This window comes from Rhodopseudomonas sp. G2_2311, from assembly GCF_047501505.1.
GTDB classification, from domain to species: domain Bacteria; phylum Pseudomonadota; class Alphaproteobacteria; order Rhizobiales; family Xanthobacteraceae; genus Rhodopseudomonas; species Rhodopseudomonas palustris_H.
The window spans coordinates 1-23,689 of the sequence record NZ_JAZDRK010000008.1 but is presented as its reverse complement, the minus strand read 5'-3'; the positions used below and the strand labels follow the sequence as shown (position 1 = coordinate 23,689).

The 23,689-nt window shown below is 66.3% G+C and carries 26 protein-coding genes; 10 read left to right on the top strand and 16 right to left on the bottom strand.

Features of this window, described 5'->3' with window-relative positions:
* Positions 1-33: 33 nt before the first annotated feature.
* Entirely contained in the window at positions 34-1,173 is a 1,140-nt protein-coding gene (locus VRZ08_RS12965) for a GGDEF domain-containing protein (protein WP_414532777.1), read from the bottom strand.
* A 203-nt stretch (positions 1,174-1,376) separates the two neighbouring features.
* Between VRZ08_RS12965 and VRZ08_RS12960 the strand changes: the two genes are divergently transcribed.
* Positions 1,377-1,553 (top strand): hypothetical protein, encoded by a 177-nt coding sequence (locus tag VRZ08_RS12960; RefSeq protein ID WP_199851755.1) that lies wholly within the window; start codon positions 1,377-1,379, stop codon positions 1,551-1,553.
* 8 nt (positions 1,554-1,561) lie between these two features.
* Here the strand turns inward: VRZ08_RS12960 and VRZ08_RS12955 are convergent, their stop codons facing one another.
* The 3 genes from VRZ08_RS12955 to VRZ08_RS12945 form a co-directional block, all read right to left on the bottom strand.
* Positions 1,562-1,972 carry a DUF2000 family protein gene (locus VRZ08_RS12955; RefSeq protein WP_414532776.1) on the bottom strand — a complete coding sequence of 137 codons (411 nt, stop codon included), beginning with the start codon at positions 1,970-1,972 and terminating at the stop codon, positions 1,562-1,564.
* Between the two features lie 61 nt (positions 1,973-2,033).
* The gene (locus tag VRZ08_RS12950; RefSeq protein WP_107346686.1) at positions 2,034-2,378 is read right to left on the bottom strand and encodes a DUF4189 domain-containing protein; all 345 of its coding nucleotides are present in this window, start codon (positions 2,376-2,378) and stop codon (positions 2,034-2,036) included.
* A 137-nt stretch (positions 2,379-2,515) separates the two neighbouring features.
* Positions 2,516-3,268: an enoyl-CoA hydratase-related protein gene (locus VRZ08_RS12945; RefSeq protein ID WP_414532775.1), complete on the bottom strand. Its 753-nt coding sequence runs from the start codon at positions 3,266-3,268 to the stop codon at positions 2,516-2,518.
* 99 nt (positions 3,269-3,367) lie between these two features.
* Here VRZ08_RS12945 and VRZ08_RS12940 point away from each other — a divergent pair, with 99 nt between their 5' ends.
* A complete protein-coding gene (locus VRZ08_RS12940; RefSeq protein ID WP_414532774.1) occupies positions 3,368-4,198 on the top strand; it encodes a LysR family transcriptional regulator in 831 nt (276 codons plus the stop codon).
* Positions 4,199-4,427: 229 nt separating this feature from the next.
* Here the strand turns inward: VRZ08_RS12940 and VRZ08_RS12935 are convergent, their stop codons facing one another.
* The 9 genes from VRZ08_RS12935 to VRZ08_RS12895 form a co-directional block, all read right to left on the bottom strand.
* Positions 4,428-6,029, bottom strand: a complete 1,602-nt coding sequence (locus tag VRZ08_RS12935) for an NTP transferase domain-containing protein (protein WP_414532773.1) — start codon at positions 6,027-6,029, stop codon at positions 4,428-4,430.
* Positions 6,026-6,727 carry an XdhC family protein gene (locus tag VRZ08_RS12930; RefSeq protein WP_414532772.1) on the bottom strand — a complete coding sequence of 234 codons (702 nt, stop codon included), beginning with the start codon at positions 6,725-6,727 and terminating at the stop codon, positions 6,026-6,028. The genes VRZ08_RS12935 and VRZ08_RS12930 overlap by 4 nt, the downstream gene beginning before the upstream one ends.
* A 208-nt stretch (positions 6,728-6,935) precedes the next feature.
* Positions 6,936-7,262 (bottom strand): XdhC family protein, encoded by a 327-nt coding sequence (locus tag VRZ08_RS12925; RefSeq protein ID WP_263989316.1) that lies wholly within the window; start codon positions 7,260-7,262, stop codon positions 6,936-6,938.
* A 38-nt stretch (positions 7,263-7,300) separates the two neighbouring features.
* On the bottom strand, positions 7,301-8,518 hold the full coding sequence (locus VRZ08_RS12920) for a vWA domain-containing protein (RefSeq protein ID WP_107356549.1): 1,218 nt from the start codon (positions 8,516-8,518) through the stop codon (positions 7,301-7,303).
* A gap of 315 nt (positions 8,519-8,833) precedes the next feature.
* On the bottom strand, positions 8,834-9,742 hold the full coding sequence (locus tag VRZ08_RS12915; protein WP_107356550.1) for an AAA family ATPase: 909 nt from the start codon (positions 9,740-9,742) through the stop codon (positions 8,834-8,836).
* A 19-nt stretch (positions 9,743-9,761) separates the two neighbouring features.
* Positions 9,762-10,568: an FAD binding domain-containing protein gene (locus VRZ08_RS12910; RefSeq protein WP_119019817.1), complete on the bottom strand. Its 807-nt coding sequence runs from the start codon at positions 10,566-10,568 to the stop codon at positions 9,762-9,764.
* A gap of 75 nt (positions 10,569-10,643) precedes the next feature.
* The gene (locus VRZ08_RS12905; protein WP_107345537.1) at positions 10,644-11,129 is read right to left on the bottom strand and encodes a (2Fe-2S)-binding protein; all 486 of its coding nucleotides are present in this window, start codon (positions 11,127-11,129) and stop codon (positions 10,644-10,646) included.
* 174 nt (positions 11,130-11,303) lie between these two features.
* On the bottom strand, positions 11,304-11,768 hold the full coding sequence (locus VRZ08_RS12900) for a CoxG family protein (protein WP_414532771.1): 465 nt from the start codon (positions 11,766-11,768) through the stop codon (positions 11,304-11,306).
* Positions 11,769-11,962: 194 nt separating this feature from the next.
* The gene (locus tag VRZ08_RS12895) at positions 11,963-12,490 is read right to left on the bottom strand and encodes a hypothetical protein (RefSeq protein ID WP_414532770.1); all 528 of its coding nucleotides are present in this window, start codon (positions 12,488-12,490) and stop codon (positions 11,963-11,965) included.
* A gap of 326 nt (positions 12,491-12,816) precedes the next feature.
* Here VRZ08_RS12895 and VRZ08_RS12890 point away from each other — a divergent pair, with 326 nt between their 5' ends.
* From VRZ08_RS12890 to VRZ08_RS12865, 6 genes are all read left to right on the top strand, one after another.
* Positions 12,817-13,305, top strand: a complete 489-nt coding sequence (locus VRZ08_RS12890) for a hypothetical protein (RefSeq protein ID WP_414532769.1) — start codon at positions 12,817-12,819, stop codon at positions 13,303-13,305.
* A gap of 12 nt (positions 13,306-13,317) precedes the next feature.
* Positions 13,318-14,235: an ABC transporter permease subunit gene (locus VRZ08_RS12885; RefSeq protein WP_107345540.1), complete on the top strand. Its 918-nt coding sequence runs from the start codon at positions 13,318-13,320 to the stop codon at positions 14,233-14,235.
* Positions 14,236-14,247: 12 nt separating this feature from the next.
* Positions 14,248-15,579: a high-affinity branched-chain amino acid ABC transporter permease LivM gene (gene livM / locus VRZ08_RS12880; RefSeq protein ID WP_164573187.1), complete on the top strand. Its 1,332-nt coding sequence runs from the start codon at positions 14,248-14,250 to the stop codon at positions 15,577-15,579.
* Positions 15,576-16,412, top strand: a complete 837-nt coding sequence (locus VRZ08_RS12875) for an ABC transporter ATP-binding protein (protein ID WP_414532768.1) — start codon at positions 15,576-15,578, stop codon at positions 16,410-16,412. The genes livM and VRZ08_RS12875 overlap by 4 nt, the downstream gene beginning before the upstream one ends.
* Before the next feature lie 136 nt (positions 16,413-16,548).
* Entirely contained in the window at positions 16,549-17,289 is a 741-nt protein-coding gene (locus VRZ08_RS12870) for an ABC transporter ATP-binding protein (RefSeq protein ID WP_408016965.1), read from the top strand.
* A gap of 177 nt (positions 17,290-17,466) precedes the next feature.
* Positions 17,467-18,573 carry a branched-chain amino acid ABC transporter substrate-binding protein gene (locus VRZ08_RS12865; protein WP_107345544.1) on the top strand — a complete coding sequence of 369 codons (1,107 nt, stop codon included), beginning with the start codon at positions 17,467-17,469 and terminating at the stop codon, positions 18,571-18,573.
* Positions 18,574-18,801: 228 nt separating this feature from the next.
* Here the strand turns inward: VRZ08_RS12865 and VRZ08_RS12860 are convergent, their stop codons facing one another.
* Positions 18,802-19,536 carry a cytochrome c biogenesis CcdA family protein gene (locus tag VRZ08_RS12860; protein ID WP_346295355.1) on the bottom strand — a complete coding sequence of 245 codons (735 nt, stop codon included), beginning with the start codon at positions 19,534-19,536 and terminating at the stop codon, positions 18,802-18,804.
* 146 nt (positions 19,537-19,682) lie between these two features.
* Between VRZ08_RS12860 and VRZ08_RS12855 the strand changes: the two genes are divergently transcribed.
* A complete protein-coding gene (locus tag VRZ08_RS12855; protein ID WP_414532767.1) occupies positions 19,683-20,687 on the top strand; it encodes a P1 family peptidase in 1,005 nt (334 codons plus the stop codon).
* A 143-nt stretch (positions 20,688-20,830) separates the two neighbouring features.
* Here the strand turns inward: VRZ08_RS12855 and VRZ08_RS12850 are convergent, their stop codons facing one another.
* Positions 20,831-21,598, bottom strand: coding sequence for an EF-hand domain-containing protein (locus VRZ08_RS12850; RefSeq protein WP_164639778.1), 768 nt, complete (start codon positions 21,596-21,598; stop codon positions 20,831-20,833).
* Positions 21,599-21,867: 269 nt separating this feature from the next.
* Between VRZ08_RS12850 and rpe the strand changes: the two genes are divergently transcribed.
* Positions 21,868-22,566: a ribulose-phosphate 3-epimerase gene (gene rpe / locus VRZ08_RS12845; protein WP_107356557.1), complete on the top strand. Its 699-nt coding sequence runs from the start codon at positions 21,868-21,870 to the stop codon at positions 22,564-22,566.
* Here rpe and VRZ08_RS12840 read toward each other — a convergent pair.
* Entirely contained in the window at positions 22,563-23,201 is a 639-nt protein-coding gene (locus VRZ08_RS12840) for a hypothetical protein (RefSeq protein WP_414532766.1), read from the bottom strand. The two genes, rpe and VRZ08_RS12840, sit on opposite strands and share 4 nt — an antisense overlap.
* Positions 23,202-23,689: the final 488 nt, after the last annotated feature.

Here is a 23,689-nt window from a genome sequence, read left to right as displayed (position 1 = left end):
TCCGGGCGTTCCACCCTTTGGGGGGACGATCGTTCAGGCGCTGACGCGGTTACGGCCGGCGCGTTTGGCGCGATACAGGGATTGGTCGGCGCGCTGGATCGCATCGGCCAGGGTTTCGGCCGGGATGGCAGGCGCGATACCGATGCTGATGGTAACGACGCGGCCGCCCCCGAGGCCCGGGTGCGGGATCTTCAGGTCGCTGACTGCATGGCACAGCCGCTCGGCCGTCTCGTGCAGCTCGGCTTCATCGAGCCCGGGCAGCACCACGGCGAATTCCTCGCCGCCATAGCGCACCACGACGTCGCAGGACCGCAGATTGCGGCGCACGGCAGTGACGATCTGCTGCAGGCAGCGGTCACCGGCGGCGTGGCCACCGTGATCATTGAACAGCTTGAAATGATCGACATCGATCATCAGCACGCTCTGCCCGAGCGACGGCACGATCGAAGCCGCCTCCTGTTCGATCAGTTCGTCGAGATAGCGGCGGTTGAACACGCCGGTCAGGGCGTCGGTCGCGGACAGCCGCTCCAGCGCCGCATTGGCCTGGCGCAGATCGCTCTTCAGCCGCGCATCGCTGCGGCGGATCGCTTCCAGTTCGGCGATCTGCGCATCCTTGCGCTGACGGGCGCGCAGCGCGATCACGCAGGTGACGACGCACAGCCCGACCAGATCGATATTGGTCCAGGCCGGCGGCCAGCGCAGGCCGGTGACGGTGATCAAGATGTACAGCACCGTGCCGGTAACGGTCATGATCTTGGTAGCCGGCCAGGACAGCGCTGAGACCAGCGCACCGGCGAAGATCACGAACAGCGCCGCCATCATGTAGCGCCCGGCGAACGGCTCCGGTGCGAACTGGCCGATCGCCGTCACCGACAGCGCGAACGCCACCACGGCCGTGGCCTGCACGGCCGACTGCATCGCCCTGTCGTCCGGCCGCCGGTTCAGCACCAGCGCGAGCAGCACCAGCGGCGTGACCAGCAGCAGTCGCAGCCCCAGCGCAAACGCCAGATGCGGTGCATCGAGCACGGCGAAGTCGATCGACAGCGCGGCAAGGTTGACCAGCAGTGTCCCGATCAGAAACCGCCGCCGAGCGCCGGCCCCGCGCATCGGATGGGCGCTATCCGGCGCGTCGGACGTCCGGCGGTCATGGGGAATGGGCAACTGCTCGGTCACGCTCGCGTCCGTGGAATCGGCGGTGTCGCCGTGTTCCCTCATTGCGCCCGTGGCCGCTTACGATGCGTTGATGCAGCTCCGCCACCCACGGTTTCCGGCTGCAATGCCTAACGAGCCGCTAAGCCGCACCCGACGAGACGAACGATTGGGAACGCCCGACAGCACTTGGGATTGTCCCGACAGAACATCGAGGGAGAGAACGCATGTCCACCGAATGGCTGTGGGGTATCGGAATCATCGTGCTGGGGATCGCAATCGCTTACGCACTGATGCGCAACCGGACGCGCAGTGCCGCCGAAAAGCAGCTGACCGAAACGGTCGCCAAGGAAAACTATCGCGCCGAGGATCTCCAGGAGCGGCCGCGGCCGATGCCGGAATAGCACTCGTCTCAGGTGTGGAACTTGAGGCCGTCGAGGATCTTGTCGACCACCTTGCGGTCGGCCCGGACGGCGAGGCCGACCAACGGCAGATCGGCCCGCGCCACCGCCTTCACCGCCTCGCGGTTGGCGGCATCGTGCGTGGTCTTGAACATTGCCTCGGTATAAATCGCCGGCTTGACGCTGCGGGCCAGCGCCCGCTCCAGCGCGCGAGACAAGCCGGGGCCATCGGCGCCGTACACCAGGATCGGCTGACCGATCAGCGGGTGATACGGCGTTCCGCTGCCGTCTTCATAAGGTTCGCCGATGCACTCCGGGAACGCTGCGGCGATGCCGGACGTGAGGAACGCCGCAACGTTCAGCTTCTGCCAGGCTTCGAGATCGGTGCGGATGACCAGCGCGATCTTGGTATCGAACTGCATGCCGTGCTGATAGCGCGGCTATCCCGGCCTGTCAGTTCACGATCGTTTCAGATCATAGCGCTCAGCCCTTGGCGTCACACGCCCAGGCGCGGATCACGCATTCCTTTCCGCCATATTCGTAGCAGCGCCGGGTCGCGGCATTGAGCGAAGAGGAAATCTTCGATTCCACTGCGTAGCCGTGCGCGCCACAGGGATTGCTCATGTCGACGGCCAGCGCCGCACAGGCCCGGCGCATCGTCAGCATGGTGCACTCGCCTTTACAGCGCTGCCGCGCCGCGGCGATCGCGGCCGCCTCCGCCGGATAGTCAAAGGCTTGGCCGTAAGCGCCGCATTTGCCGACCGCCAGAGCACCAGCCGCATGTGCCGGCGCAACGAGATGCAAACACGCGATCCACACAACAGCCATCAGCGCGGCTTTGCGCCACGCGGCAATTACCAATCGCAACGTCCCCTCCCCCGAGGTTCAACCCGGGTTCCAAATTATCCGACCGGCCGTTTCAACTTGGTGAACGAAGCGCAAATCGCCCGCGATGAGTTGGCCGATCAGCGGTGCGGACTTCGCCGCAGCAGAAAACGATCGAGCTGCGGCTGCAATTCGCCGGCCGCGAAGCTGAGGTGAAACAGCCGCCGCTCCAGCGCCAGCCCGTCGGCAAGCCCGACCGAGACCGCCCGATCGACAGCCTGTTTGGCGAATCGCACCGCCCGCACCGGATTTGCCGCGATGAGCGCGGCCGCTTCGCAGGCAGCCTGGTACGCCGTGCCATTGTCGACCACGCGGCTGATCAGACCGATCCGCTCGGCCTCGGTCGCGGAGATCAGCCGGCCGGTCAGGATCAGATCCATCGCGCGGGCGCGCCCCACCGCCCGTGCCAGCCGCTGGGTGCCGCCACCGCCCGATGGCGTACCGAGCGCTATCTCCGGGTGACCGAACCTCGCGCCCTTGCCTGCGATCACCAGGTCGCACATCTCGATCAGTTCGCAGCCGCCACCGATCGCATAGCCTTCGACCGCCGCGATCAGCGGCTTGGTGCAGGTGGCCAGCCGGTCGCAGCAGCCGGAAAAATCCTCGGCTAGCGCCGTCGCAAGATCGATACCGCGCATCTCGGCAATGTCGGCGCCGGCGCAGAACACCTCGCGGCCGGTCAGCACGATCGCGGCGATCGCAGCATCGCGTTCCAGCTCATCGAGCGCCGCGGCCAGCTCCCTGATCACTTCGCGCGACAACGCGTTGCGGGCCTGCGGCCGATCCAGCGTGACGATGCCGATGGCGCCCTGACGATCGATTGCCACCACCATACCGGCTTCTCCCTGACTGCCGCGACGCCAGCGCCGATCTAGCCGCCCGAGCTGGATCTGGTAAAATCGATCGTTCAGAAAGATCGATTGGATCTTCCAATGAATGTCCAGCACCTGCGTTACTTTCTCGCCGTGATGCAGGCCGGCTCAGTGTCGCGCGCCGCCGAACAACTCGGCATCACCCAGCCGACGCTGTCGCAGGCCTTGAAGGGACTGGAGCGAGACTTCGGCACGCCGCTATTCGCGCCGGATGGACGCGGCATCCGCGCCCTGCCGAGCGCCAAGCGGCTCGAAGCCAAAGTGCGCATGGCGCTGCAGACGCTGGCGGAGGCAAAGCGCGAACTGAGCGGACCGGCACCGGCACGGCTCAGGCTCGGCGTGCTGCCGAGCCTCGCCGCCCATTGGCTGCCACAGCTGTTGCCAGCCGATGGTGACGCGATCGAACTAATCGAAGCGGCGGCCGACGAGCTCGAAAAGCTGGTCGCGAGCGGCGGGCTGGATCTGGCGCTGTCGATCGCGCCGAATCGCAATCTGCACCGCAAGCTGCTGCTGAGCGAACCGTTCCGATTGTTCGTCGGACCTGATCATCCGTGGTCAGGCCGCCGCACCGTGGCGGTAGCGGACCTCGACGGCCACCCCTTCGTGTTGCGTCAGGGCTGCGAACTTGTCGGCACCGGCCGCCGGCTGCTCGGCACGGCAGGCGTGCGGTTTCGGATCGTCGCCAAGACGCGGCAGGAATCCACCGCCGCCGCGCTGGTCGCCGCGGGTCTCGGCTGCACGCTGGCGCCGGCAAGCTGGGGCGACGCAAACTTGCGGGCGCTCGACGTCGGCGGACTGACGCTGCAGCGCGACGTCACGCTGATCTGGAAACAGGCCGCCGGCGCCAAGGCTGCGGCAAAGCTGGCGACACGGCTGCAGGCGCGCGCCTGACTGCCGGCTTGCTAGAGCGCTTCATTGATTGAAGCGGACTTGGCCCTCACCAATGGTCCTAGAGTCCTCATCCTGAGGAGCCCGGCAAAGCCGGGCGTCTCGAAGGATGAGGAGCCGCATGGCTTGCGGCGCATGGTTCGAGACGGCGCTTCGCGCCTCCTCACCATGAGGTTGTGATTTTAGTAAGCGCGCCGAACTGCGCTCCGACTATATCTAACGCGTAACTGCCCTAGCCGCGCCGCGCCTGATCGAGCGCTTGCGGGGTGTCGATGTCGAGGAACGCCGCTTCGCCTTCGACCGGCACTTCGGTCACCGCTTCGCCATGCTTGGCGATCAGATGCCGTGCGCCGACATCGCCGCCGAGCGTCATCAGCTCGGCAAAGAACCGCCGCGACCACAGCACGGGATTGCCGCGGCGTCCCTCGGCGACCGGGACCACGATCAGCGCGCCGCGATCGGGATCGAACGCGGTGATCATCCGGTCGATCAAGGCGGCGTCGATCAGCGGCATGTCGCCGAGGCAGACGATCGCGCCGTCGGCATCCTCGCCCAGCGCCGTGATGCCGGCCTTCACCGACGACGCGATGCCTTGGACGAAGTCGGGATTGTGCACAAAGGTGAGATCGAGCCCGTGCAGCGCCGCTTCGACCTCGCCGGCCTGATGGCCGGTGACGACGATGGTGCGCGCGGCCTGCGAGGCCAGCGCCTGCTCGGCGACGATGCGTACCAGCGGCTTGCCGTTGAGGTCGGCGAGCAGCTTGTTCGGCCCGCCCATCCGCGTGCCGCGCCCGGCGGCAAGCACGATCGCCGCGACATTGCGGCCACTTTCGGCGACCGGTACGCGCGGCTGCGGCCGCGTCACGATTTCCATCAGCAGGCCACCGACACCCATCGCGGTGATATCAGCGCGGGTGACAGTAAGCCCGGCGAGCAGCCGCATCAGCACCCAATCGAAACCGTTCTCGACCGGCGAGCGCGCACAGCCCGGCGCGCCGAGCAGCGGCACGCCCGAGACCGAGCCGACCAGCAGCAGATTGCCCGGGTCGACCGGCATGCCGAAATGCGAAATCGTGCCGCCGATCGCGCCGATCGCCGCCGGGATGACATCGCGGCGGTCGGCGATCGCAGAGGCGCCGAAAACGATCACCATCTCGGCGCCGAGCCCAACAAGCTCTTGGATCGCAGCCGACAGCGCAGCCTCTTCATGGGCGACGCGGCGCTCGGCGATGATCTCTGCGCCGGCCGGCGCCAGCCGCTCGGCTGTGACGCGCAGCGTCTTGTCGATCACCTTCGGGGCGAGGCCGGGAAGCAGCGTCGACACCACGCCGACGCGCTTGATCACATAAGGCGCGACCCGCAGCGCACCGCCCTGCGCCGCCGCCACCGCGGCGTCGCGCAGATGGCCTTCGACACCGAACGGGATCAGCTTGACGGTGGCGACCATCTCGCCTTCGACCACCGGCTTGAACGCCGGCAGCGTCGCGAGCGTGATCGCTTCATCGACGGCGTTGACGCGATCGACCACGGCACGATCGATCATCAGCACGCCGGTCCGCGCCGCGAACAGATTGGCGCGGCCGGTGAAAGCACGGTCGACCGTCACGCCATCGCCGGCGACCGCGCCTGCCACATCCGCGGCCGCGACATCCTCCGAGACGTCACCGGGCTCAAGCTGAACCACCACGATCTCGGCGATGCCGGCCTTCTCCAGCGCCGCGACTTCGGCCGGGCCGATCGTCGTGCCCTTCTTGAGCAGCAGACCGTTCTGCCGCAGCGAATGCACGGTGACGCCGCCGATCGCATCGGCCGGACGGCGCGGGCCGAACTTCATGCCGCAGCCGCCTTGGACGATGCCGGCAGCCGCAGCGCGGCGGTGATCTCTGCCATGATCGACACCGCGATCTCGGACGGCGACACTGCGCCGATCGCGAGCCCGATCGGCGCGTGAATGCGGCCGAGGTCGGCATCCGAAGCGCCCTGCCCCTTCAGCCGCTCCAGCCGCTTGGCGTGGGTTTTCTTCGAGCCGAGCGCGCCGATGTAGAAGCAGTCACGCGCGAAGGCATGCAGCAGCGCCGGATCGTCGATCTTGGGATCGTGGGTCAGCGCCACGAAGGCAGTGTAGTGATCGATGTTCAGCGGCGGCAGCGCGACGTCCGGCCACTCTGCGATCAGCGGCACGTCGGGGAAGCGCTCAGGACTGGCGAACGCGGTGCGCGGATCGACCACGGTGACGTCGTAACCAAGCGAGCGCGCCAGCGGTGCCAGCGCCTGACTGATATGCACGGCACCGACGATCACCAGCTTGGCGGTCGGCGCATAGACGTTGAGAAACAGCTTGTTGCCGTCGACCTCGATGCTCGCGCTCTTGCCCATGCGGAGCTGTTTGTCGAGTTCGGCGGCGAGCGGATCGGCGGCGATGTCGGCGGCTTTCACCAGCCGCTGCGTGCCGGTCGCGGTGTCGGTCACCACGATCGCCGGGCGCCGCGCGGCGCGCTCGGCGTTGAGTTGCTGCAGGATCTCGAACTTCACAGGCTATGCCCCACTTGCCTAGATCGCACCTCAGAAACCGGCCAGGGGTTACACGCCCGTGGCCGCCACCCGTCATTGCGAGGAGCGAAGCGACGAAGCAATCCAGCTAGGTGCACTGAGCTCCTGGATTGCTTCGCTTCGCTCGCAATGACGGAGACCATGTTTCAATTCCTCGATCGCGTTCTCGACCGCTCTCGCACGCTACGAACTAATCGACCTTTTCGACGAACACCCGGATGGTGCCGCCGCAACTCAGCCCGACCTTCCAGGCAGTCTCGTCCGCGACGCCGAATTCGAGCAGCTTCGGCGTGCCACTGTCGATCACGTCGAGCGCTTCGGTGACCACCGCGCCTTCGACGCAGCCGCCCGACACTGAGCCAAGAAAGGTCCCCTCGTCATTGATCACCAGGCTGGAGCCGGCGGGACGCGGCGCCGATCCCCAGGTTTCCACCACGGTGGCGAGCGCCACGCCGCGGCCGGCTTTACGCCACTCCTCGGCGGCCCGCAGGATGTCTTCGTCGCGATCGAGCTGCATGGAGGCGTCTCCTCTTGCGTGGCTGTTGCGGGTGCCGGTCAGGCGACGGAACGGATCGTGCTGAAATGGTGCGGCGGCGGTGCCGACGACAGCGCCGCGATCAGCGTGTGCATCGAGGTCAAATTATGCACCGGGCGGAATTCGTCAACGTGGGGTAGCATCATTTTGATGCCCTGGGCGCGCGGTTCGAAGCCGTCGTAGCGCAGCAGCGGATTCAGCCAGATCAGCCGGCGGCAGGAGCGATGCAGCCGGTCCATCTCGAACGCCAGCTTGGAGTCGCTTTCGCGCTCCAGCCCGTCGGAGATCAAGAGCACGATCGCGCCCTGGCCGAGCACCCGCCGCGCCCACAGCTTGTTGAAGCTGTGCAGCGAGGTCGCGATCCGCGTGCCGCCGGCCCAATCCTCGACCGAGGAGGTGCAGCTCGCCAGCGCTTCGTCCGGATCGCGCTGGCGCAGCGCGCGGGTGACGTTGGTCAGCCGCGTGCCGAACAGGAAGGTCGACACCCGCTTGCGATCGTCGGTGATGGCATGGAGGAAGTGCAGGAACAGCCTTGTGTACTCACTCATCGAGCCGGAGATATCGAGCAGCGCCACGATCGGCGCCGGCTTGTCGATCAGGCCGAGCTTGCGAATGTCGACGATATCGCCGCCGGTGCGCAACGAGGCCCGCAGCGTGCGGCGCAGATCGAGCTTGAGGCCGCGGCGCTCGGGCCGCACTCGCCGGGTGCGCAGTTCGGCCTGCGGCAGCCGCATTCGCTCGATCGCGCGGGTGACCTCGGCGATCTCCGCGGCGCTCATTTGCGCGAAGTCCTTCTTCTGCAGGATCTCCTTGTCGGAGACGGCAAGCCGCAGCTCCTGCTCCTCGGCCGACGGCATATCGCGCGTCGCCGCCGGCGACATCGCCTCCTGCACCCGGCGCGAGGCCGGCGGCGGCTTCTTTTTGGCGGCGTCCGGCAACGGGATCGAGTCCAGCATATGCTGCCAGTCCTCGGCGGCGCGGAAGAACAACGCGAACGCCTGATCGAAAATCAGCAGATGCTCGCGGCGCTTGACGAAGATCGCTTCCAGCGTGGCGTAGAGATCGTCGCGATGGCCGATCTCGATCAGCTGCAGCGCATCCAGCGCATCGATCACCGCGCCGGGCCCGACCGGCAGCCCCGCCGCCCGCAGCGCCCGCGCAAAGCCGACCACATTGTCCGCCATCTTGCCGGTCGGCGGATTGAGATGGTCGATCATCGCGGTCGGATTACGCTGCATCTGACGACAACCTATTCCTCGGTCATTCCGGGGCGCGCGCAGCGCGAACCCGGAATCTCGACATCAGTGCCCGCTTCAGATTCCGGGTTCGCGAGCTTCCGCTCGCGCCCCGGAATGACGAACACCCAGTCAGTACACGCCCTCGCCGGCCGCACGGCCTGCTCCCTCTCCCGCTTGCGGGAGAGGGGTGGGGTGAGGGCGACGCGAGCACGGTGCCTGGGGCTCCCCCACCCCAGCCCTCCCCCGCAAGCGGGAGAGGGAGCGCGCTGCCGATGCGGCAAAGGCCGAGCTTCACAACAAACGCAAAGAGTCTGACTACCTCTCGCTCGTCGCGTCCTTGACCAGTTTCTGCACGGTGTCGCCTTGCATTCGGGCGATGTCGTCCTGGTACTTGAGCAGCGCGCCGAGGGTGTCGCCGACGACTTCGGCGGTCAGCGCGCGGGCGTCGAGTTCGGTCAGCGCGGTCGCCCAGTCGAGCGTTTCGGCGACGCCCGGCGATTTGTAGAAATCCTGCTCGCGCAGCGCCTGGACGAAGTTCACCACCTGCTGTGACAGCTTGGCCGAGATCCCCGGCACGCGCGACTTCACGATCGCCAGTTCGCGCTCGGCGTTCGGATAGTCGACCCAGTGATACAGGCACCGCCGCTTCAGCGCGTCGTGGATCTCGCGGGTGCGGTTCGACGTCACGATCACGATCGGCGGCGCCGGCGCCTTGATGGTGCCGAACTCCGGAATGGTGACCTGGAAATCGCTCAGCACTTCGAGCAAATACGCCTCGAACGCCTCGTCGGCGCGGTCGAGCTCGTCGATCAGCAGCACCGGCGCGCCCGCCGTGTCCGGCTCCAGCGCCTGCAGCAGCGGCCGCTTGATCAGAAAGCGCTCGGAGAAGATGTCGCTGGAGAGCTGATCCCGGTCGGTATCGCCGGCGGCTTCGGCCAGCCGGATCGCGATCATCTGCGCCGACGAATTCCACTCATACACCGCGGAAGCGACGTCGAGCCCCTCGTAGCACTGCAGCCGGATCAGCCGGCGGCCGAGCGCGGCCGACAGCACCTTGGCGATCTCGGTCTTGCCGACGCCGGCCTCGCCTTCGAGAAACAGCGGCCGGCCCATCCGCAGCGCCAGAAACACCACCGTCGCCAGCGACCGCTCGGCGAGATAGCCGCGGCTCGTCAGCAGTTCGAGCGTGGCATCGACGGAGGCGGGAGGCGCGGCTGCGGTCATGGCCGATCCGTGTCCAGGCTCACGCCTTGCCGTTGGCGGCGTCGACCGCGCGCTTGGTCAGCACGCCGATCAGATGCGCCCGATATTCGGCGCTGCCGTGCAGATCGCTGTTCAAGCCATCGGCCGAAACGTGCAGGCCGTCGATCGCCTTGGAATTGAACCGCGCCTTCAGTGCCTCTTCGAATTGGGTGACGCGGAACACGCCATCCGCACCGGCACCCGTGACAGCAACGCGGACGTCCGACGGACGGCGGGCGACGAACACGCCGACCAGCGCGTAGCGCGACGCCTGATTGCGAAACTTGATGTAGGCGGCCTTCTTCGGCAGCGGAAACTGCACTTTGGTGATGATCTCGTCCGGCTCGAGCGCGGTCGAGTACATGCCCTGGAAGAACTCTTCGGCCTTCAGCTTGCGCTTGTTGGTGACCACGGTGGCGCCGAGCGCCAGCACGGCCGCCGGATAGTCCGCGGTCGGATCGTTATTGGCGAGCGAGCCGCCGATCGTGCCCTTGTGGCGCACCGCCGGATCGCCGATCAGCGATGCCAGTTCGGCGAGCGCCGGGATCGCCTCGCCGACGATCGCCGAGTTCGCGACTTCGGCGTGGGTCGCGGTGGCGCCGATCACCAGCGAACGGCCCTTCATCTCGATGCCGCTGAGGCCCTCGATATGCGACAGGTCGACCAGATGCGGCGGCGCCGCCAGGCGCTGCTTCATCACCGGCAGCAGCGTGTGGCCGCCCGCGATCAGCTTGGCGTCCTCGTTCTTCAGCAGCAGATTGGCGGCCTGGCGAACGGTCCCGGGGCGGTGATATTTGAATTCGTACATTGCGCTTCCCTGAGCTTCCTGCGTCTCGTTGGGCGTGCCGCGCGGCCTCGTTGAAGCGGGCCGGCGCAGTGCCGGTCAGCTGCGGTCGGAGTTCGCCATCGCCTTGGCGCCGGCCGCGATCGACACCACGATGTTCTGATAGCCGGTGCAGCGGCAGAGATTGCCTTCGAGCTCTTCGCGAATCGTCTCGTCGGAGAGGTCGTGGCCCTTGCGGTGCACCATATCGACGGCCGTCATGATCATGCCCGGGGTGCAGAAGCCGCATTGCAGGCCGTGGTTCTCGCGGAAGGCTTCCTGCATCGGATGCAGCGGCGCGCCGTCCGCGGCGAGCCCTTCGATCGTCGTCACTTCGTGTCCGTCGGCCATCACCGCCAGCGTGGTGCAGGACTTCACCGCCTTGCCGTCGAGATGCACGACGCAGGCGCCGCACTGCGACGTATCGCAGCCGACATGCGTGCCGGTGAGCCGCAGGTTCTCGCGCAGAAACTGCACCAACAGCGTGCGCGGATCGACGTTCGCGGTCACAGGGTTGCCATTGACGATCAGGGAAATCTTGGCCATCGGCCCTCTCTTCAATGCGCACCGCCGCGTTGCACGGCGATCATTCGTCTTTTAGTTGTGTTTCTTGAACCGATCTTACGGGGCAACCCCAGGATCGGCAACCGCGAACGGCTCGGGCCGCGCCGGAGCCGCGGCCGTGTAATGACATCCGCGTGATCGGGCGCCGCAGCGCCGTCAGGCCGCGCCGTTGCCGTTCTGCACGGCCTTGGAGAAGTTGGCGAAGAACTCGTCGGCGAGCTTCTTGGCAGAGCCGTTGATGAGTCGCTGACCGAGCTGCGCCAGCTTGCCGCCGATATGCGCTTCGACATCGTAGGACAGCAGCGTACCGCCGTCCTTGTCGGACAGACCGACCGTGGCACCGCCCTTGGCAAAGCCGGCAACGCCGCCCTCGCCTTCGCCGGTGATCTTGTAGCCGTTCGGGGGATCGAGATCGGACAGCGTGACCTTGCCCTTGAAGCGGGCCGATACGGGGCCGACTTTCAACTTCGCCACAGCGCTAAAACCGCTGTCGTCTTCGGTCTTTTCAAGCTCTTCGCACCCGGGAATGCAGACCTTCAGCACTTCCGGATCGTTGAGCTTGCTCCACACCAAATCTTTCGGCGCGTCCAACTGGACTTCGCCGTTCATCGTCATGGCCATGGATATTTCCTCCCGGATCGGCGGCCGCCTCGGACGGCGGCATTGCGACTACTTAAGCACGCCGGGCGGCAAAGAAAAAGTATCGCGACACCACCCCGAGCGATCGGCGGCGCTAGCAGTCGTGAGGCGGTGAGATAGGTAGCGTCCGGCCCGGGCGCCAGCGTCAAGCAAGCACGACAGCCGGACAAAAGCGATCAGGAGCGTTGCGCTGCGGCCGGATAGTTCGGTTCGAACGTCGCCGCGTCGGTGCTTGGTACAGCCGCTGATTGCGCCGTCGGCTCGACCAGCATCAGGATCGCGGTGCCGAGAAACAGCAGCAACTCGGTGGCATGCAGCCGCATCGCTTCGGGCTCGGCGACCTGCGAGGCCATCACCATGCTGGCGAACGAGATCACGCTGCCCAGCGTCAGCGCGAACGCCAGCGCCTCGTTGCAGCCGCCGGAGAGACGGACCGAGCGCCGCGTCAGCAACGCCGAGAACACCAGCAGGAAGCCGGCGACCGTCAGCTTGGCGAGCGCCAGCAGCCATGCCATCCGGATGGTCGCCATCGCGCTGAGATGCAGATGATCGCTGACGAAGATCGCCACCGAGATATTGGGCCGGTCGTACAGCGCGTGGATCGGGGTGACGAACAGCCGATATCCCACGATCAGCCAGGTCGGCGTGATGTAGGCCGCCAGCAGAACTCCGTTCACCGAACTGATCCGCCAATCCGTCTTCATCGCCGTGCCCCACCAGCCAGCACGCCGAATCTGCGGGCGCGCGGCCAAAGCTAACCCCAGGTTAACCATCAGCAGCAATGGAAAGGCTTTGTTAACCTTAACGGCAGTTGACGAATGTGGATGGCGCTTTGGGGAGGCTGAACTCGGCTTCTCGGCACGAAATTTGCGTTGAGATCGGCGTGAAGGCGGTTCAAACCAGACCTATCCAGACGCGGAAAGCCCCGCCGTGGGGCGGGGCTCTCTGCTGTCGCCTCGGCGCGCAGCCGTCTGGAGAAAGCTGCGGCCGGGCGATCGTTACGTCAGCGTCCCTGGCCGGACCCGCCGTGTTGGCCACCATGCTGTTGGCCGCCCTGCTGCCGGTCTTGACCCTGCCGGTTCGGATCCTGCTGCTGCTGACCCGGACGGGCACCGCCGCCCTGCTGTTGCTGGCCGGGGGACGTCTGGCTCGGGGTCGGCTTCTGCTGATTCTGATTCGACATCGATGGTCTCCTTCAGAGTGTCGCGCCCACACCGACAACAAGGATCATGCGCCTGCGGTTGCGCGGATCGGCGTGATCTTTGCGCGGCTTTTGCGCGGCAACATCGCGCCCGCGGGAACTCTGAAGGCCGCTACGGCCGTCCACAGGGAAGAAGGTTGTAATCGGGCGCTGTTGCCGCGATCGCGACCCACTGTTAGAAAATTCCAAAGCGAAGCGACGTTCCGGCTGCCGGGGCCCTCGCCGCATCGTGTGTGCAATGCGAGCGCGATCTCCGCCGCGGGGCCGTTCGGATCGCAATCCACGACCCTACGAGTCCCACTCTTTCGAGTCCTCTGACGACGGCAGCGCATGGACTATTTCGCCCAGCAGCTCATCAACGGTCTCGTGCTCGGCTCGATCTACGGCCTGATCGCGATCGGCTACACGATGGTGTACGGCATCGTCGGCATGATCAATTTCGCCCATGGCGACATCTTCATGATCGGCGGCTTCATCGCGCTGATCAGCTTCCTGATCCTGGTGTCGTTCGGCCTCAGCTTCGTGCCGCTGATCCTCCTGGTCGTGCTGCTGGTGTCGATGGCGATCACCGCGCTGTACGGCTGGACGGTCGAGCGCATCGCCTACCGGCCGCTCAGGCACTCGTTCCGCCTCGCCCCGATGCTGTCGGCGATCGGCATGTCGTTCGTGCTGATGAACTACGCCCAGGTGTCGCAGGGCGCCCGCGTCAAGCCGGTGCCGCCGATCATCACCGGCGGCTACACGCTGCACGAGAGCGCCGACGGCTTCAACGTCCAGCTCTCCAACGTCCAGATCCTGGTGGTCGTCACCACCGTGGTGCTGCTCGGGATCTTCACTTGGCTGGTGGCCAAGACCCGGCTCGGCCGCGACATGCGCGCCTGCGAGCAGGATCAGACCATGGCGGCACTGCTCGGCGTCGACGTCGACCGCACCATCTCGATGACCTTCGTGATCGGCGCCGCGCTCGCCTCGGTCGCGGGCATGATGTACCTGCTGTATTATGGGCTGATCGACTTCTTCATGGGCTTCATCGCCGGCATCAAGGCGTTCACCGCGGCCGTGCTCGGCGGCATCGGCTCTCTGCCCGGCGCAATGCTCGGCGGCCTGCTGATCGGCCTGATCGAGACCTTCTGGTCGGCCTATTTCTCGGTCGAATATAAGGACGTCGCGGCGTTCTCGATCCTGATCATCGTGCTGATCTTCATGCCGACCGGCCTGCTGGGCCGGCCGGAAGTCGAAAAAGTCTGAGCGGGCGCCGACGTGGCAAAACTCGCGCACGCCGCTGCTGCCCCTGTCGCCGCCGCCACGGTCGGCGTCGGTTTCATCTTCAAGAAAGCCCTGATCAGCGCCCTCGTGGCGCTGGTTTTATTTTCGCTGATGATCGGTGTCCGCACCGAGGCCGGCCCTGAGGGCGGCCTGATCTACTGGACGCGGTTCGGCGATCTCGCCGGCATGGTCGGCGGCGTGTTCGTCGGCTCGATCGTGGTCGAACTGCTGCGGATGTGGTGGGGGCCGGTCGACACCTCGAAGATGATGCCGGCCGGCGCGCGCAAGACGCTGGGCCTCGCCGGCCGCGTCGTCGCTCCGGCGCTGCTGATCTTCACCTTCCTGGTGCCGGTGATCTTCTACAATCAGCGCTACATTCTCGATCTCGGCATCCTGGTGCTGACCTACGTGATGCTCGGCTGGGGGCTGAACATCGTGGTCGGCCTCGCCGGCCTGCTCGATCTCGGCTACGTGGCGTTCTACGCGGTCGGCGCCTACTCCTATGCGCTGCTCGCCACCAATTTCGGCCTGTCGTTCTGGATCTGCCTGCCGCTTGCCGGCATCCTCGCCGCGTTCTGGGGCATGATCCTCGGCTTCCCGGTGCTGCGACTACGCGGCGATTATCTCGCCATCGTCACGCTGGCGTTCGGCGAGATCATCCGTCTCGTCATCATCAACTGGCAGACGCTGACCGGCGGCCCCAACGGCATCAGCGGCATTCCGCGCCCGACGCTGTTCGGCATTCCCTTGGCGCCCGGCCCGAACGGATTGGCGGCGCAGCTCGGGATTCCGTTCTCGCCGACGCATCGCCTCGTGTTCCTGTTCTATCTGATCCTGATCCTGGCGCTGATCACCAACTGGGCGACCATTCGGCTGCGCCGGCTGCCGATCGGCCGGGCCTGGGAAGCGCTGCGCGAAGACGAAGTCGCCTGCCGCGCGCTCGGCATCAACACCACCACGACCAAGCTCACCGCCTTCGCCACCGGCGCGATGTTCGGCGGCTTTGCCGGTGCGTTCTTCGCCACAAGGCAGGGCTTCATCTCGCCGGAGTCCTTCACCTTCCAGGAATCGGCGCTGGTACTGGCGATCGTCGTGCTCGGCGGCATGGGCTCGCAGCTCGGCGTCGCGCTCGCCGCGGTGACGCTGATCGGCGGCTTCGAACTGTTCCGCGGTCTCGATCAGTTCCGCATGCTGGTGTTCGGCATGGCGATGGTGCTGCTGATGATCTGGCGGCCGCGCGGCCTGATCGGCCATCGCGCCCCGACCGTGTATCTCGACCACAAGCAGGCGATCTCGTCCGACCTCGTCAAGGAAGGCCACGGATGAGCGCGCACCAGAACATCCTGCGCGTCAGCGGCCTGAGCATGCGGTTCGGCGGCATTCTCGCCGTCAACGACCTGTCGTTCGTCGCGCACCGCGGCAAGATCACCGCGCTGATCGGCCCCAACGGCGCCGGCAAGACCACGGTGTTCAACTGCATCACCGGCTTCTACAGGCCGAGCGCCGGCGAGATCAGCCTGACGCATGACGGCGGCGAGACCCACCGGCTCGACCGGCTCAACGACTTCCGCATTACCAAGATCGCCAAGGTGGCGCGCACCTTCCAGAACATCCGGCTGTTCCCCGGCATGACGGCGCTGGAAAACCTGATGGTGGCCCAGCACAACGCGCTGATGCGCGCCTCCGGCCTCACCTTCCTCGGCCTGTTCGGTGCGCCGTCTTGGCGCGCAGCCGAGAAGCAGGCAATCGAGCGCGCGACCTATTGGCTCGACCAGATCGGGCTGCGCAGCCGCGCCGACGATGCCGCCGGCAACCTGCCCTATGGCGATCAGCGCCGGCTGGAAATCGCGCGCGCGATGTGCACCGAGCCGGTGCTGCTGTGCCTCGACGAGCCGGCTGCGGGCCTCAACGCGCGCGAGAGCGGCGAACTTAGCCAGCTGCTTCGCAAGATCCGCTCCGGCGGCACTTCGATCCTGCTGATCGAACACGACATGAGCGTGGTGATGGAAATCTCCGACCACGTCGTCGTGCTCGACCACGGCATCAAGATCGCCGACGGCACCCCACGCGAGATCCGCGACGACCCCCGCGTCATCGCCGCCTATCTGGGCGTCGAGGACGAAGAGGTCGAAAAGGTCGAGCAGGAGCTCGGGCTGTGATTTGCCTCTCCCCATGTACTCCGTCATGGCCGGGCTTGACCCGGCCATCCACGCCCGCGGGCAAGGCTGTGTTTGTGTCCGTGGATGCCCGGGGCAAGCCCGGGCATGACGAAGGTGAGCGTGGCGAGGTCGCATCATGACCTCCACCGCCCCCCTGCTCAAAATCGAAAACCTCCGCGCCGCCTACGGCAAGATCGAGGCGCTGAAGGGCGTTGATCTCGAGATCGCGCCCGGCGAGATCGTGGCGCTGATTGGCGCCAATGGCGCCGGCAAGTCGACGCTGATGATGTCGATCTTCGGCAAGCCGCGCGCCAAGGCTGGCCGCATCGTGTTCGACGGCGTCGATATCACCGCGCGGCCGACACATCTGATCGCGCGGATGAGCATCGCGCAGTCGCCGGAGGGCCGCCGCATCTTCCCGCGGATGAGCGTCGCCGAAAATCTGCAGATGGGCGCCGATGCCGGAACCGGCAGCAACGACGAACGCGCCGCCACGCTCGAACGCGTGCTGACGCTGTTTCCGCGGCTGCGCGAACGCTTCGGCCAGCGCGGCGGCACGCTGTCGGGCGGCGAGCAGCAGATGCTGGCGATCGGCCGCGCACTGATGAGCCGGCCGCGCCTGCTGCTGCTCGACGAACCGTCGCTCGGCCTCGCGCCGCTGATCACCCGGCAGATCTTCGACGCGATCCGCACCCTGAACAAGCAGGACCGGCTCACCGTGCTGATCGTCGAGCAGAACGCCAATCACGCGCTGAAGCTGGCGCATCGCGGCTACGTGCTCGTCAACGGCCTGATCACCATGAGCGGGACCGGCGCCGATCTGCTGGCGCGGCCGGAAGTGCGAGCGGCGTATCTCGAAGGCGGCCGCGGCAGCTGAGGTAGTCCCTCCCCGCGCCCGCGAGTCCTGCGGCACAATGCGGCAACCGGGTGCCGCCGTCGCCGTATTTTGTCGATGACTTGTCGTGAAAATCAGCCAACAATGCCGGCCGGTTTGGCGCTTCGGGCCTGCCTGGGCGCGGCTTTTCGTTTGCAAATCCATCGCAAGGATTCATCGATGACACTCAAGCTTCTCGGTTTGGCATTCGGCGTCTCGTTGGCGCTCTCGACCACGGCGCTGGCGCAGGACATCAAGGTCTCGGTCGCCGGTCCGATGACCGGCGGCGAATCCGCGTTCGGCCGGCAGCTCAAGAACGGCGCCGAACAGGCGGTGGTCGATCTCAACGCCAAGGGCGGTCTGCTCGGCAAGAAGCTGGTGCTCGACGTCGAAGACGATGCCTGCGATCCGAAGCAGGCGCGCTCGGTCGCCGAGAAGATTGCGGGCGACGGCATCCCGTTCGTCGCCGGTCACTTCTGCTCGTCGTCGTCGATCCCGGCGTCGGAAGCTTACGCCGACGGCAACGTGTTGCAGATCACTCCGGCCTCCACCAACCCGCTGTTCACCGAGCGCAAGCTGTGGAACGTGCTGCGCGTCTGCGGCCGCGACGATCAGCAGGGCCTGGTCGCCGCCGAGTACATCCTGAAGAACTACAAGGGCAAGAACGTCGCCATCCTCAACGACAAGACCACCTACGGCAAGGGTCTGGCCGACGAGACCAAGAAGGCGCTGAACAAGGCCGGCTTCCAGGAGAAGATGTTCGAGTCCTACAACAAGGGCGACAACGACTTTAACTCGATCGTGTCGCGGCTGAAGCGCGACGCCATCGATCTGGTGTACATCGGCGGTTATCACCGCGAGGCCGGCCTGATCCTGCGCCAGATGCGCGACCAGGGCCTCAGCACCGTGATGATGGCCGGCGACGCGATGAACGACAAGGAATTCGCCTCGATCACCGGCCCGCTCGCCGCAGGCACGCTGTTCACCTTCGGCCCCGACCCGCGCAACAAGCCGACCGCCAAGCAGATCGTCGAAACCTTCAAGGGCAAGGGCATCGATCCGGAAGGCTACACCCTCTACACCTACGCGGCATTCCAGGTGTGGTCGCAAGCGGTCGAGAAGGCGAAGTCGACCGATCCGAAGAAGGTGATCGACACCATCAAGGCCGGCGAGTGGGACACCGTGCTCGGCAAGATGGCCTTCGACGCCAAGGGCGACATCAAGGCGATCGACTACGTCGTCTACAAATGGGACGCCAAGGGCGGCTACGCCGAGATCGGCAACTGAGCCGACTGATCGTCGCGCCGCGGCTCCCGCGGCGCTCACCATCACCCCGCCCACAAACAGTCACCGCACGGCTTGACCGGGCGGCCCAGTATTCCAGAGCGTTGCTACTCATGTAGAGCAATGAACACTCTGGGATACTGGATCCTCCGCATTCGCGGAGGATGACGATTGTGAATGGGATAAGCCTTCGATGATGAGCAGCGCCGCATCAGTTCGGCGGCGGTGCCCTCACCCAATATTCCCCAGCGCCGGGAAGGTGTTCAGCAGCCAGATCGAGACGTCGCTGATGGCGCCGGTGAGGAAGCCGATGCCGGTGAGGACCATCAGCACGCCCATCACCCGCTCGACCGTGGCGAGATGTTTCTTCATTCGGGCGAACAGGCCGGAGAACTGTTCGACCATCAGCGCGGCGAGCAGGAACGGCACGCCGAGGCCGAGCGAATAAACCGCCAGCAGGCCGGCGCCCTTGGCCACCGTCGCTTCGGCTGCGGCCACCGACAGGATCGCAGCCAGGATCGGGCCGATGCACGGCGTCCAGCCGAACGCAAACGCAAGGCCCATCACGTAAGCGCCCCACAGCCCGACCGGCTTCGGGATCGGCAGGCGGCCTTCGCGCATCAGGATGTTGATCCGGGTCAGGCCGAGGAAGTGCAGACCCATCAGGATGATCACCACGCCGGCGATGATCGCGAGCTGCGCCGAATAGGCGCGGATCAGGCCGCCGACCAGGCTGGCGCTGGCGCCGAGCGCGACGAACACGGTGGAGAAGCCGAGCACGAACATCGCCGCAGAGATCATCACCGCACGCTTCGACGTGCGCTCGGTCTCGTCGGCGGCGACGTGCTCGATGGTCGCACCGGTCAGATAGATCAGGTACGGCGGCACCAGCGGCAGCACGCAGGGGGACAGGAAGCTGACCAGACCGGCGATCAGGGCGGCAGGGATCGAGACGTCGTGGATCATGGCCGGCTACATGCACCCGCGCGTAAAGCCCATGCAAGCCGCTGCGTCATCGTTCCGCGCCTTGTGATCGCACCGTGAGGGATTGCTTCGACCAATTGTTTATGCCGACAATGTCGGCCCTCGCTCAGCTCTCGGACGGATCCATCTTGCACAACCTGATCACCGATGTCGCCGGCGTCCGCGTCGGCCATGCGCACGACCACAAGCTCGCCTCCGGCGTGACCGCGATCCTGTTCGACAAGCCCGCAGTCGCCTCGATCGACGTGCGCGGCGGCGGCCCGGGAATTCGCGACGGCGTGCTGTTGGAACCGGTGAACACCGTCGAGCAGGTCGACGGCTTCACCCTGTCGGGCGGCTCGGCGTTCGGCCTCGATGCCGGCGGCGGCGTACAGGCCTGGCTCGCCGAGCGCGGCCGCGGCTTTGCGATCGGCGACGCGACGATTCCGATCGTGCCCGGCGCGGTGGTGTTCGACATGATCAATGGCGGCGATAAGGCCTGGGGCCGGTTCTCGCCGTATCGCGATCTCGGCTACGCGGCCGCCGAAGCCGCCAGCGACAGCTTCGCGCTCGGCAGCGTCGGCGCCGGCCTCGGCGCCACCACCGCGACGCTCAAGGGCGGGCTCGGCTCGGCGTCGGCGACCACGCCTGGCGGCGTCACGGTGGGCGCCATCGCGGTGGTGAACGCGATCGGCAGCGCGACGATCGGTGACGGCCCGTGGTTCTGGTCGGCACCGTTCGAACAGGACGGCGAATTCGGCGGGCTCGGCATGCCGGACAGCTTCACGCCCGACATGCTCAAGGTGCGGCTCAAGGGCGCGGCGGCGGCCAGCGCGATCGAGAACACCACGCTGGTCGCGGTCGTCACCGACGCGGCGCTGACCAAGACCCAGGTGAAGCGGCTGGCGATGCTGGCGCAGACCGGGTTCGCCCGCGCGATCTATCCGGTGCATGCGCCGCTCGACGGCGACGTGGTGTTCGCTGCGGCAACCGGCGTCAAACCGGTCGAGCCGCTCGCCGGTCTCACCGAGCTCGGCACCATCGCGGCCAACGCGGTGGCGCGGGCGATCGCGCGCGGCGTCTATGAGGCCACCGCGCTGCCGTTCAAGGACGCGCAGCCGGCGTGGCGCGATCGGTTCGGCTCGAAGCGATGATGTGAGGCTGCAGCGCGTCGCCGTTCGATGTCGTCATCCACGGATCAATCGCGCAATGCACGCCGATCACCGTGGTGATTGTCGAAGGCGAGGGATTGCCGGGTCCAGCCCGGCAATCCCTCATCACGAACCAGCGTCGGTGATCAGGCGCTGACCGACAGCGACTTGGCCGAGGCCGCCTGGATCTGCGACGCCTGGCGCTGGATCAGCTGCTCGACGAAATTGTACGACGAGGTCGCGCTGCTCGACGACGAGCCGGTCGCCGCCGACGTCATCGTCACCTTGCTGCCGTCGGAGTAGGTGACGGAGGTGGTCACGCTGCCGTCGGAATTGGTGACGCTGGTCGAGGACGAGCCGGACAGCGCCTGCAGCAGCGGATCGCTGCTGCCGCCACCGCTGTTGCCACCGTTCGCACCACCGCCGCCATGCGCGTGATGCCGACGGCCGCTCTTCAGCGCCGACGACATCTCGTCCATGCTGACCTTGCCGTCGTTGTTGGCGTCCATCTTGCCGAACACCTTGTCGGCATTGGCGACGTTGGTGCCGCCGGCGCCGAGCGCGTTCTCGAACTCGCTCTTGGTGATCGAGCCGTCGCCGTCGGCGTCGATCTGCTTGAACAGATCCTTCAGCGCGGAGTCGCGCGTCTTCGAGGCGGTCGAGCTGGAGCTGGAGGTCGACTGCTGGCTCTGCGCGTCGAGCAGCGCCTGCATGGTTTCCTGCGACAGCCCGCTCGACGGAAACGAGCCGGTGCCGCTGGTCGACAGGGTCGGGAACGACGACGTGCTCGTGCTGCTGCTCGAGCTGGCAAACGGGTTGGTGAAGCTGGTGCTCTGCGACGACGATTTCGACGTCGAGCTCAGCGTATTGAGCAGTCCGGACAGCGCGCCCAGCGCGCCAATGGCAGGCAGCATGATCGAAGCTCCGCATTACACCGCTGGCCGCGGCCGGCAACTACGCACGGATCATTCCAATCTTCGGATCAGCAATCGCCGTGCCAGCCGCGAAGCTCCCGTAAATGCTGGTGTTTTTCGCGCGCACCAGGCCGGCGGGACGGCAATTTCTGCCCCATCCGGCACAACCTGCCGGGCCCGCACGACCCGGGCGCGAGCTCGGGATTTGCGGGGAACCGGCGCGGCGTGGTAGCGAAGCTGATCCACCCCACACGCACCTGGAAGCCCTGATGTCCTCCTTCGCGCTCCGTCCGCTCGCCATTGCGCCCTCGATCCTCGCCTCGGATTTTTCCAAGCTCGGCGAAGAGGTCCGCGCGGTTGATACCGCCGGCTGCGACTGGATCCATCTCGACGTGATGGACGGCCATTTCGTGCCGAACATTTCCTACGGCCCGGACGTGATCAAGGCGATGCGGCCGCACACCAAGAAGGTGTTCGACGCCCATCTGATGATCGCGCCGTGCGATCCGTATCTGGAGGCCTTCGCCAAGGCCGGCTGCGACATCATCACCGTGCACGCCGAAGCCGGCCCGCATCTGCACCGCTCGCTGCAGGCGATCCGCGCGCTCGGCAAGAAGGCCGGCGTCTCGCTCAATCCCGGCACGCACCCGAGCGCGATCGAGTACGTGCTCGACGACATCGACCTTGTGCTGGTGATGTCGGTGAACCCCGGCTTCGGCGGCCAGGCGTTCATCCCGAGCGCCGTTCAGAAGATCAAGCAGATCCGCGCCATGGTGGCCGGCCGCCCGATCGACATCGAGGTCGACGGCGGCGTCTCCGACAAGGTCGCCGGCGAACTCGCCGCCGCCGGCGCCAATGCCTTCGTGGCCGGCTCCGCCGTGTTCAAGGGCGGCACGCTGGAGGCGTACAAGACCAACATCGCCGGCATCCGCAATGCCGCGCTGCAGGCGCGGGGCGAGGCGGTCTAAGTCGATCTGACGAGCCGCAAGCCGGGGGGCTTTCGGCTCGTTGGTTCGAGGCCAAACCGTGCAACGTTGTCATCCCGCCAGCCATCGATGAGACGTTGCAGCGCCTCCGGCCCAGCTTCCAACGCATCGAACGCCCGCCGGGTGACTTGCCTGTGGGTTGGATAAATCTCGGGGCTCTCCACCTGCGACCGCAGGATCCGCCGCGCCTCGGAAACGTTCCCGATCAGAAAATGCGCAAGCGCGAAGTCGAGTTGCACCACCTCGAAGTCGTCGCCGCTCCTTCGGCTGATATGCTGCAAGAACTGCGCTGGTCCTTCGATATCTCGTAACGCCCGGACCTCGTGGCGAAGGCACTGCTTCACCACTTCGGCCGCTTGCTCGACATCATCGACCTTGACTCGGTGGTCGTCAGGCCCGGCGATGATCGTCCCGTAGGTCAGCACGAGATTGTCGAGCGGGCGGTGCAGCGGCATCACCACCCTCCAAAGATCCATGTGGTGCTTCTGCGACGTCGTATTCAGCAAGACCCCGCGCAACACGTAGCTGGTCGGTTCGAGCACCAGAACGTCGCGACAGAGCACGGTACCAGGCACCGCGGGCTGAACCAACTTCAGGATCTTTGCCGAACGGCTCATGCTTCAAGCCCGGGCCACGTTCGAAGTGAAGTTCGATGACCGGTGTGTCATCTCTCCTAACGATCCTAACAAGAAGCGCGCATGAGCGAAGCGTTATACGGAGCTGACGCAGCTTTCCGGATGTCGCTACGCTCGTCCGGCCACCGGCGCACAACATCCCCGCCGTCGTTGCCGGGCTTGACCCGGCAATCCATCACTCTTCGCAAAACGGCGCGCCGGCGCGCGCGATGGATGCGCGGGTCAAGCCCGCGCATGACGGGAGTGAATGTGGCTGCGACTGGGCCACATAATCGGTCCCCCCTGCAAGCTGTTACACCCCCCGTTCGTCTTTCCGAGGCGCCCGGAGCGCGCAATCCGGAATGACTGGGCGAGGCCGGGAGGCGCGGTCGCTCTCCCCTGGATTTGACTGCGCTCCATCCGGACACGGGCGCATCGGACATCGGCGGGGGCGACGCCCCCACCGGCCTGCCCCTCCCCGTCCCTAGCCC

Bases quoted from the DNA above. Each gene is read 5' to 3' on its own strand.
- VRZ08_RS12865 (WP_107345544.1), top strand. From the start codon at position 17,467: ATGACACTCAAGCTTCTCGGTTTGGCATTCGGCGTCTCGTTGGCGCTC.
- VRZ08_RS12925 (WP_263989316.1), bottom strand. From the start codon at position 7,262: ATGCAGCTCGATCGCGACGAAGACATCCTGCGGGCCGCCGAGGAGTGG.
- rpe (WP_107356557.1), top strand. From the start codon at position 21,868: ATGTCCTCCTTCGCGCTCCGTCCGCTCGCCATTGCGCCCTCGATCCTC.
- VRZ08_RS12850 (WP_164639778.1), bottom strand. From the start codon at position 21,598: ATGCTGCCTGCCATTGGCGCGCTGGGCGCGCTGTCCGGACTGCTCAAT.
- VRZ08_RS12860 (WP_346295355.1), bottom strand. From the start codon at position 19,536: ATGATCCACGACGTCTCGATCCCTGCCGCCCTGATCGCCGGTCTGGTC.
- VRZ08_RS12885 (WP_107345540.1), top strand. From the start codon at position 13,318: ATGGACTATTTCGCCCAGCAGCTCATCAACGGTCTCGTGCTCGGCTCG.
- VRZ08_RS12950 (WP_107346686.1), bottom strand. From the start codon at position 2,378: ATGGCTGTTGTGTGGATCGCGTGTTTGCATCTCGTTGCGCCGGCACAT.
- VRZ08_RS12900 (WP_414532771.1), bottom strand. From the start codon at position 11,768: ATGGCCATGACGATGAACGGCGAAGTCCAGTTGGACGCGCCGAAAGAT.
- VRZ08_RS12940 (WP_414532774.1), top strand. From the start codon at position 3,368: ATGAATGTCCAGCACCTGCGTTACTTTCTCGCCGTGATGCAGGCCGGC.
- VRZ08_RS12915 (WP_107356550.1), bottom strand. From the start codon at position 9,742: ATGACCGCAGCCGCGCCTCCCGCCTCCGTCGATGCCACGCTCGAACTG.
- VRZ08_RS12945 (WP_414532775.1), bottom strand. From the start codon at position 3,268: ATGGTGGTGGCAATCGATCGTCAGGGCGCCATCGGCATCGTCACGCTG.
- VRZ08_RS12955 (WP_414532776.1), bottom strand. From the start codon at position 1,972: ATGCAGTTCGATACCAAGATCGCGCTGGTCATCCGCACCGATCTCGAA.
- VRZ08_RS12905 (WP_107345537.1), bottom strand. From the start codon at position 11,129: ATGGCCAAGATTTCCCTGATCGTCAATGGCAACCCTGTGACCGCGAAC.
- VRZ08_RS12875 (WP_414532768.1), top strand. From the start codon at position 15,576: ATGAGCGCGCACCAGAACATCCTGCGCGTCAGCGGCCTGAGCATGCGG.
- VRZ08_RS12920 (WP_107356549.1), bottom strand. From the start codon at position 8,518: ATGCAGCGTAATCCGACCGCGATGATCGACCATCTCAATCCGCCGACC.
- VRZ08_RS12895 (WP_414532770.1), bottom strand. From the start codon at position 12,490: ATGAAGACGGATTGGCGGATCAGTTCGGTGAACGGAGTTCTGCTGGCG.
- VRZ08_RS12870 (WP_408016965.1), top strand. From the start codon at position 16,549: ATGACCTCCACCGCCCCCCTGCTCAAAATCGAAAACCTCCGCGCCGCC.
- VRZ08_RS12840 (WP_414532766.1), bottom strand. From the start codon at position 23,201: ATGAGCCGTTCGGCAAAGATCCTGAAGTTGGTTCAGCCCGCGGTGCCT.
- VRZ08_RS12910 (WP_119019817.1), bottom strand. From the start codon at position 10,568: ATGTACGAATTCAAATATCACCGCCCCGGGACCGTTCGCCAGGCCGCC.
- VRZ08_RS12960 (WP_199851755.1), top strand. From the start codon at position 1,377: ATGTCCACCGAATGGCTGTGGGGTATCGGAATCATCGTGCTGGGGATC.
- VRZ08_RS12935 (WP_414532773.1), bottom strand. From the start codon at position 6,029: ATGAAGTTCGGCCCGCGCCGTCCGGCCGATGCGATCGGCGGCGTCACC.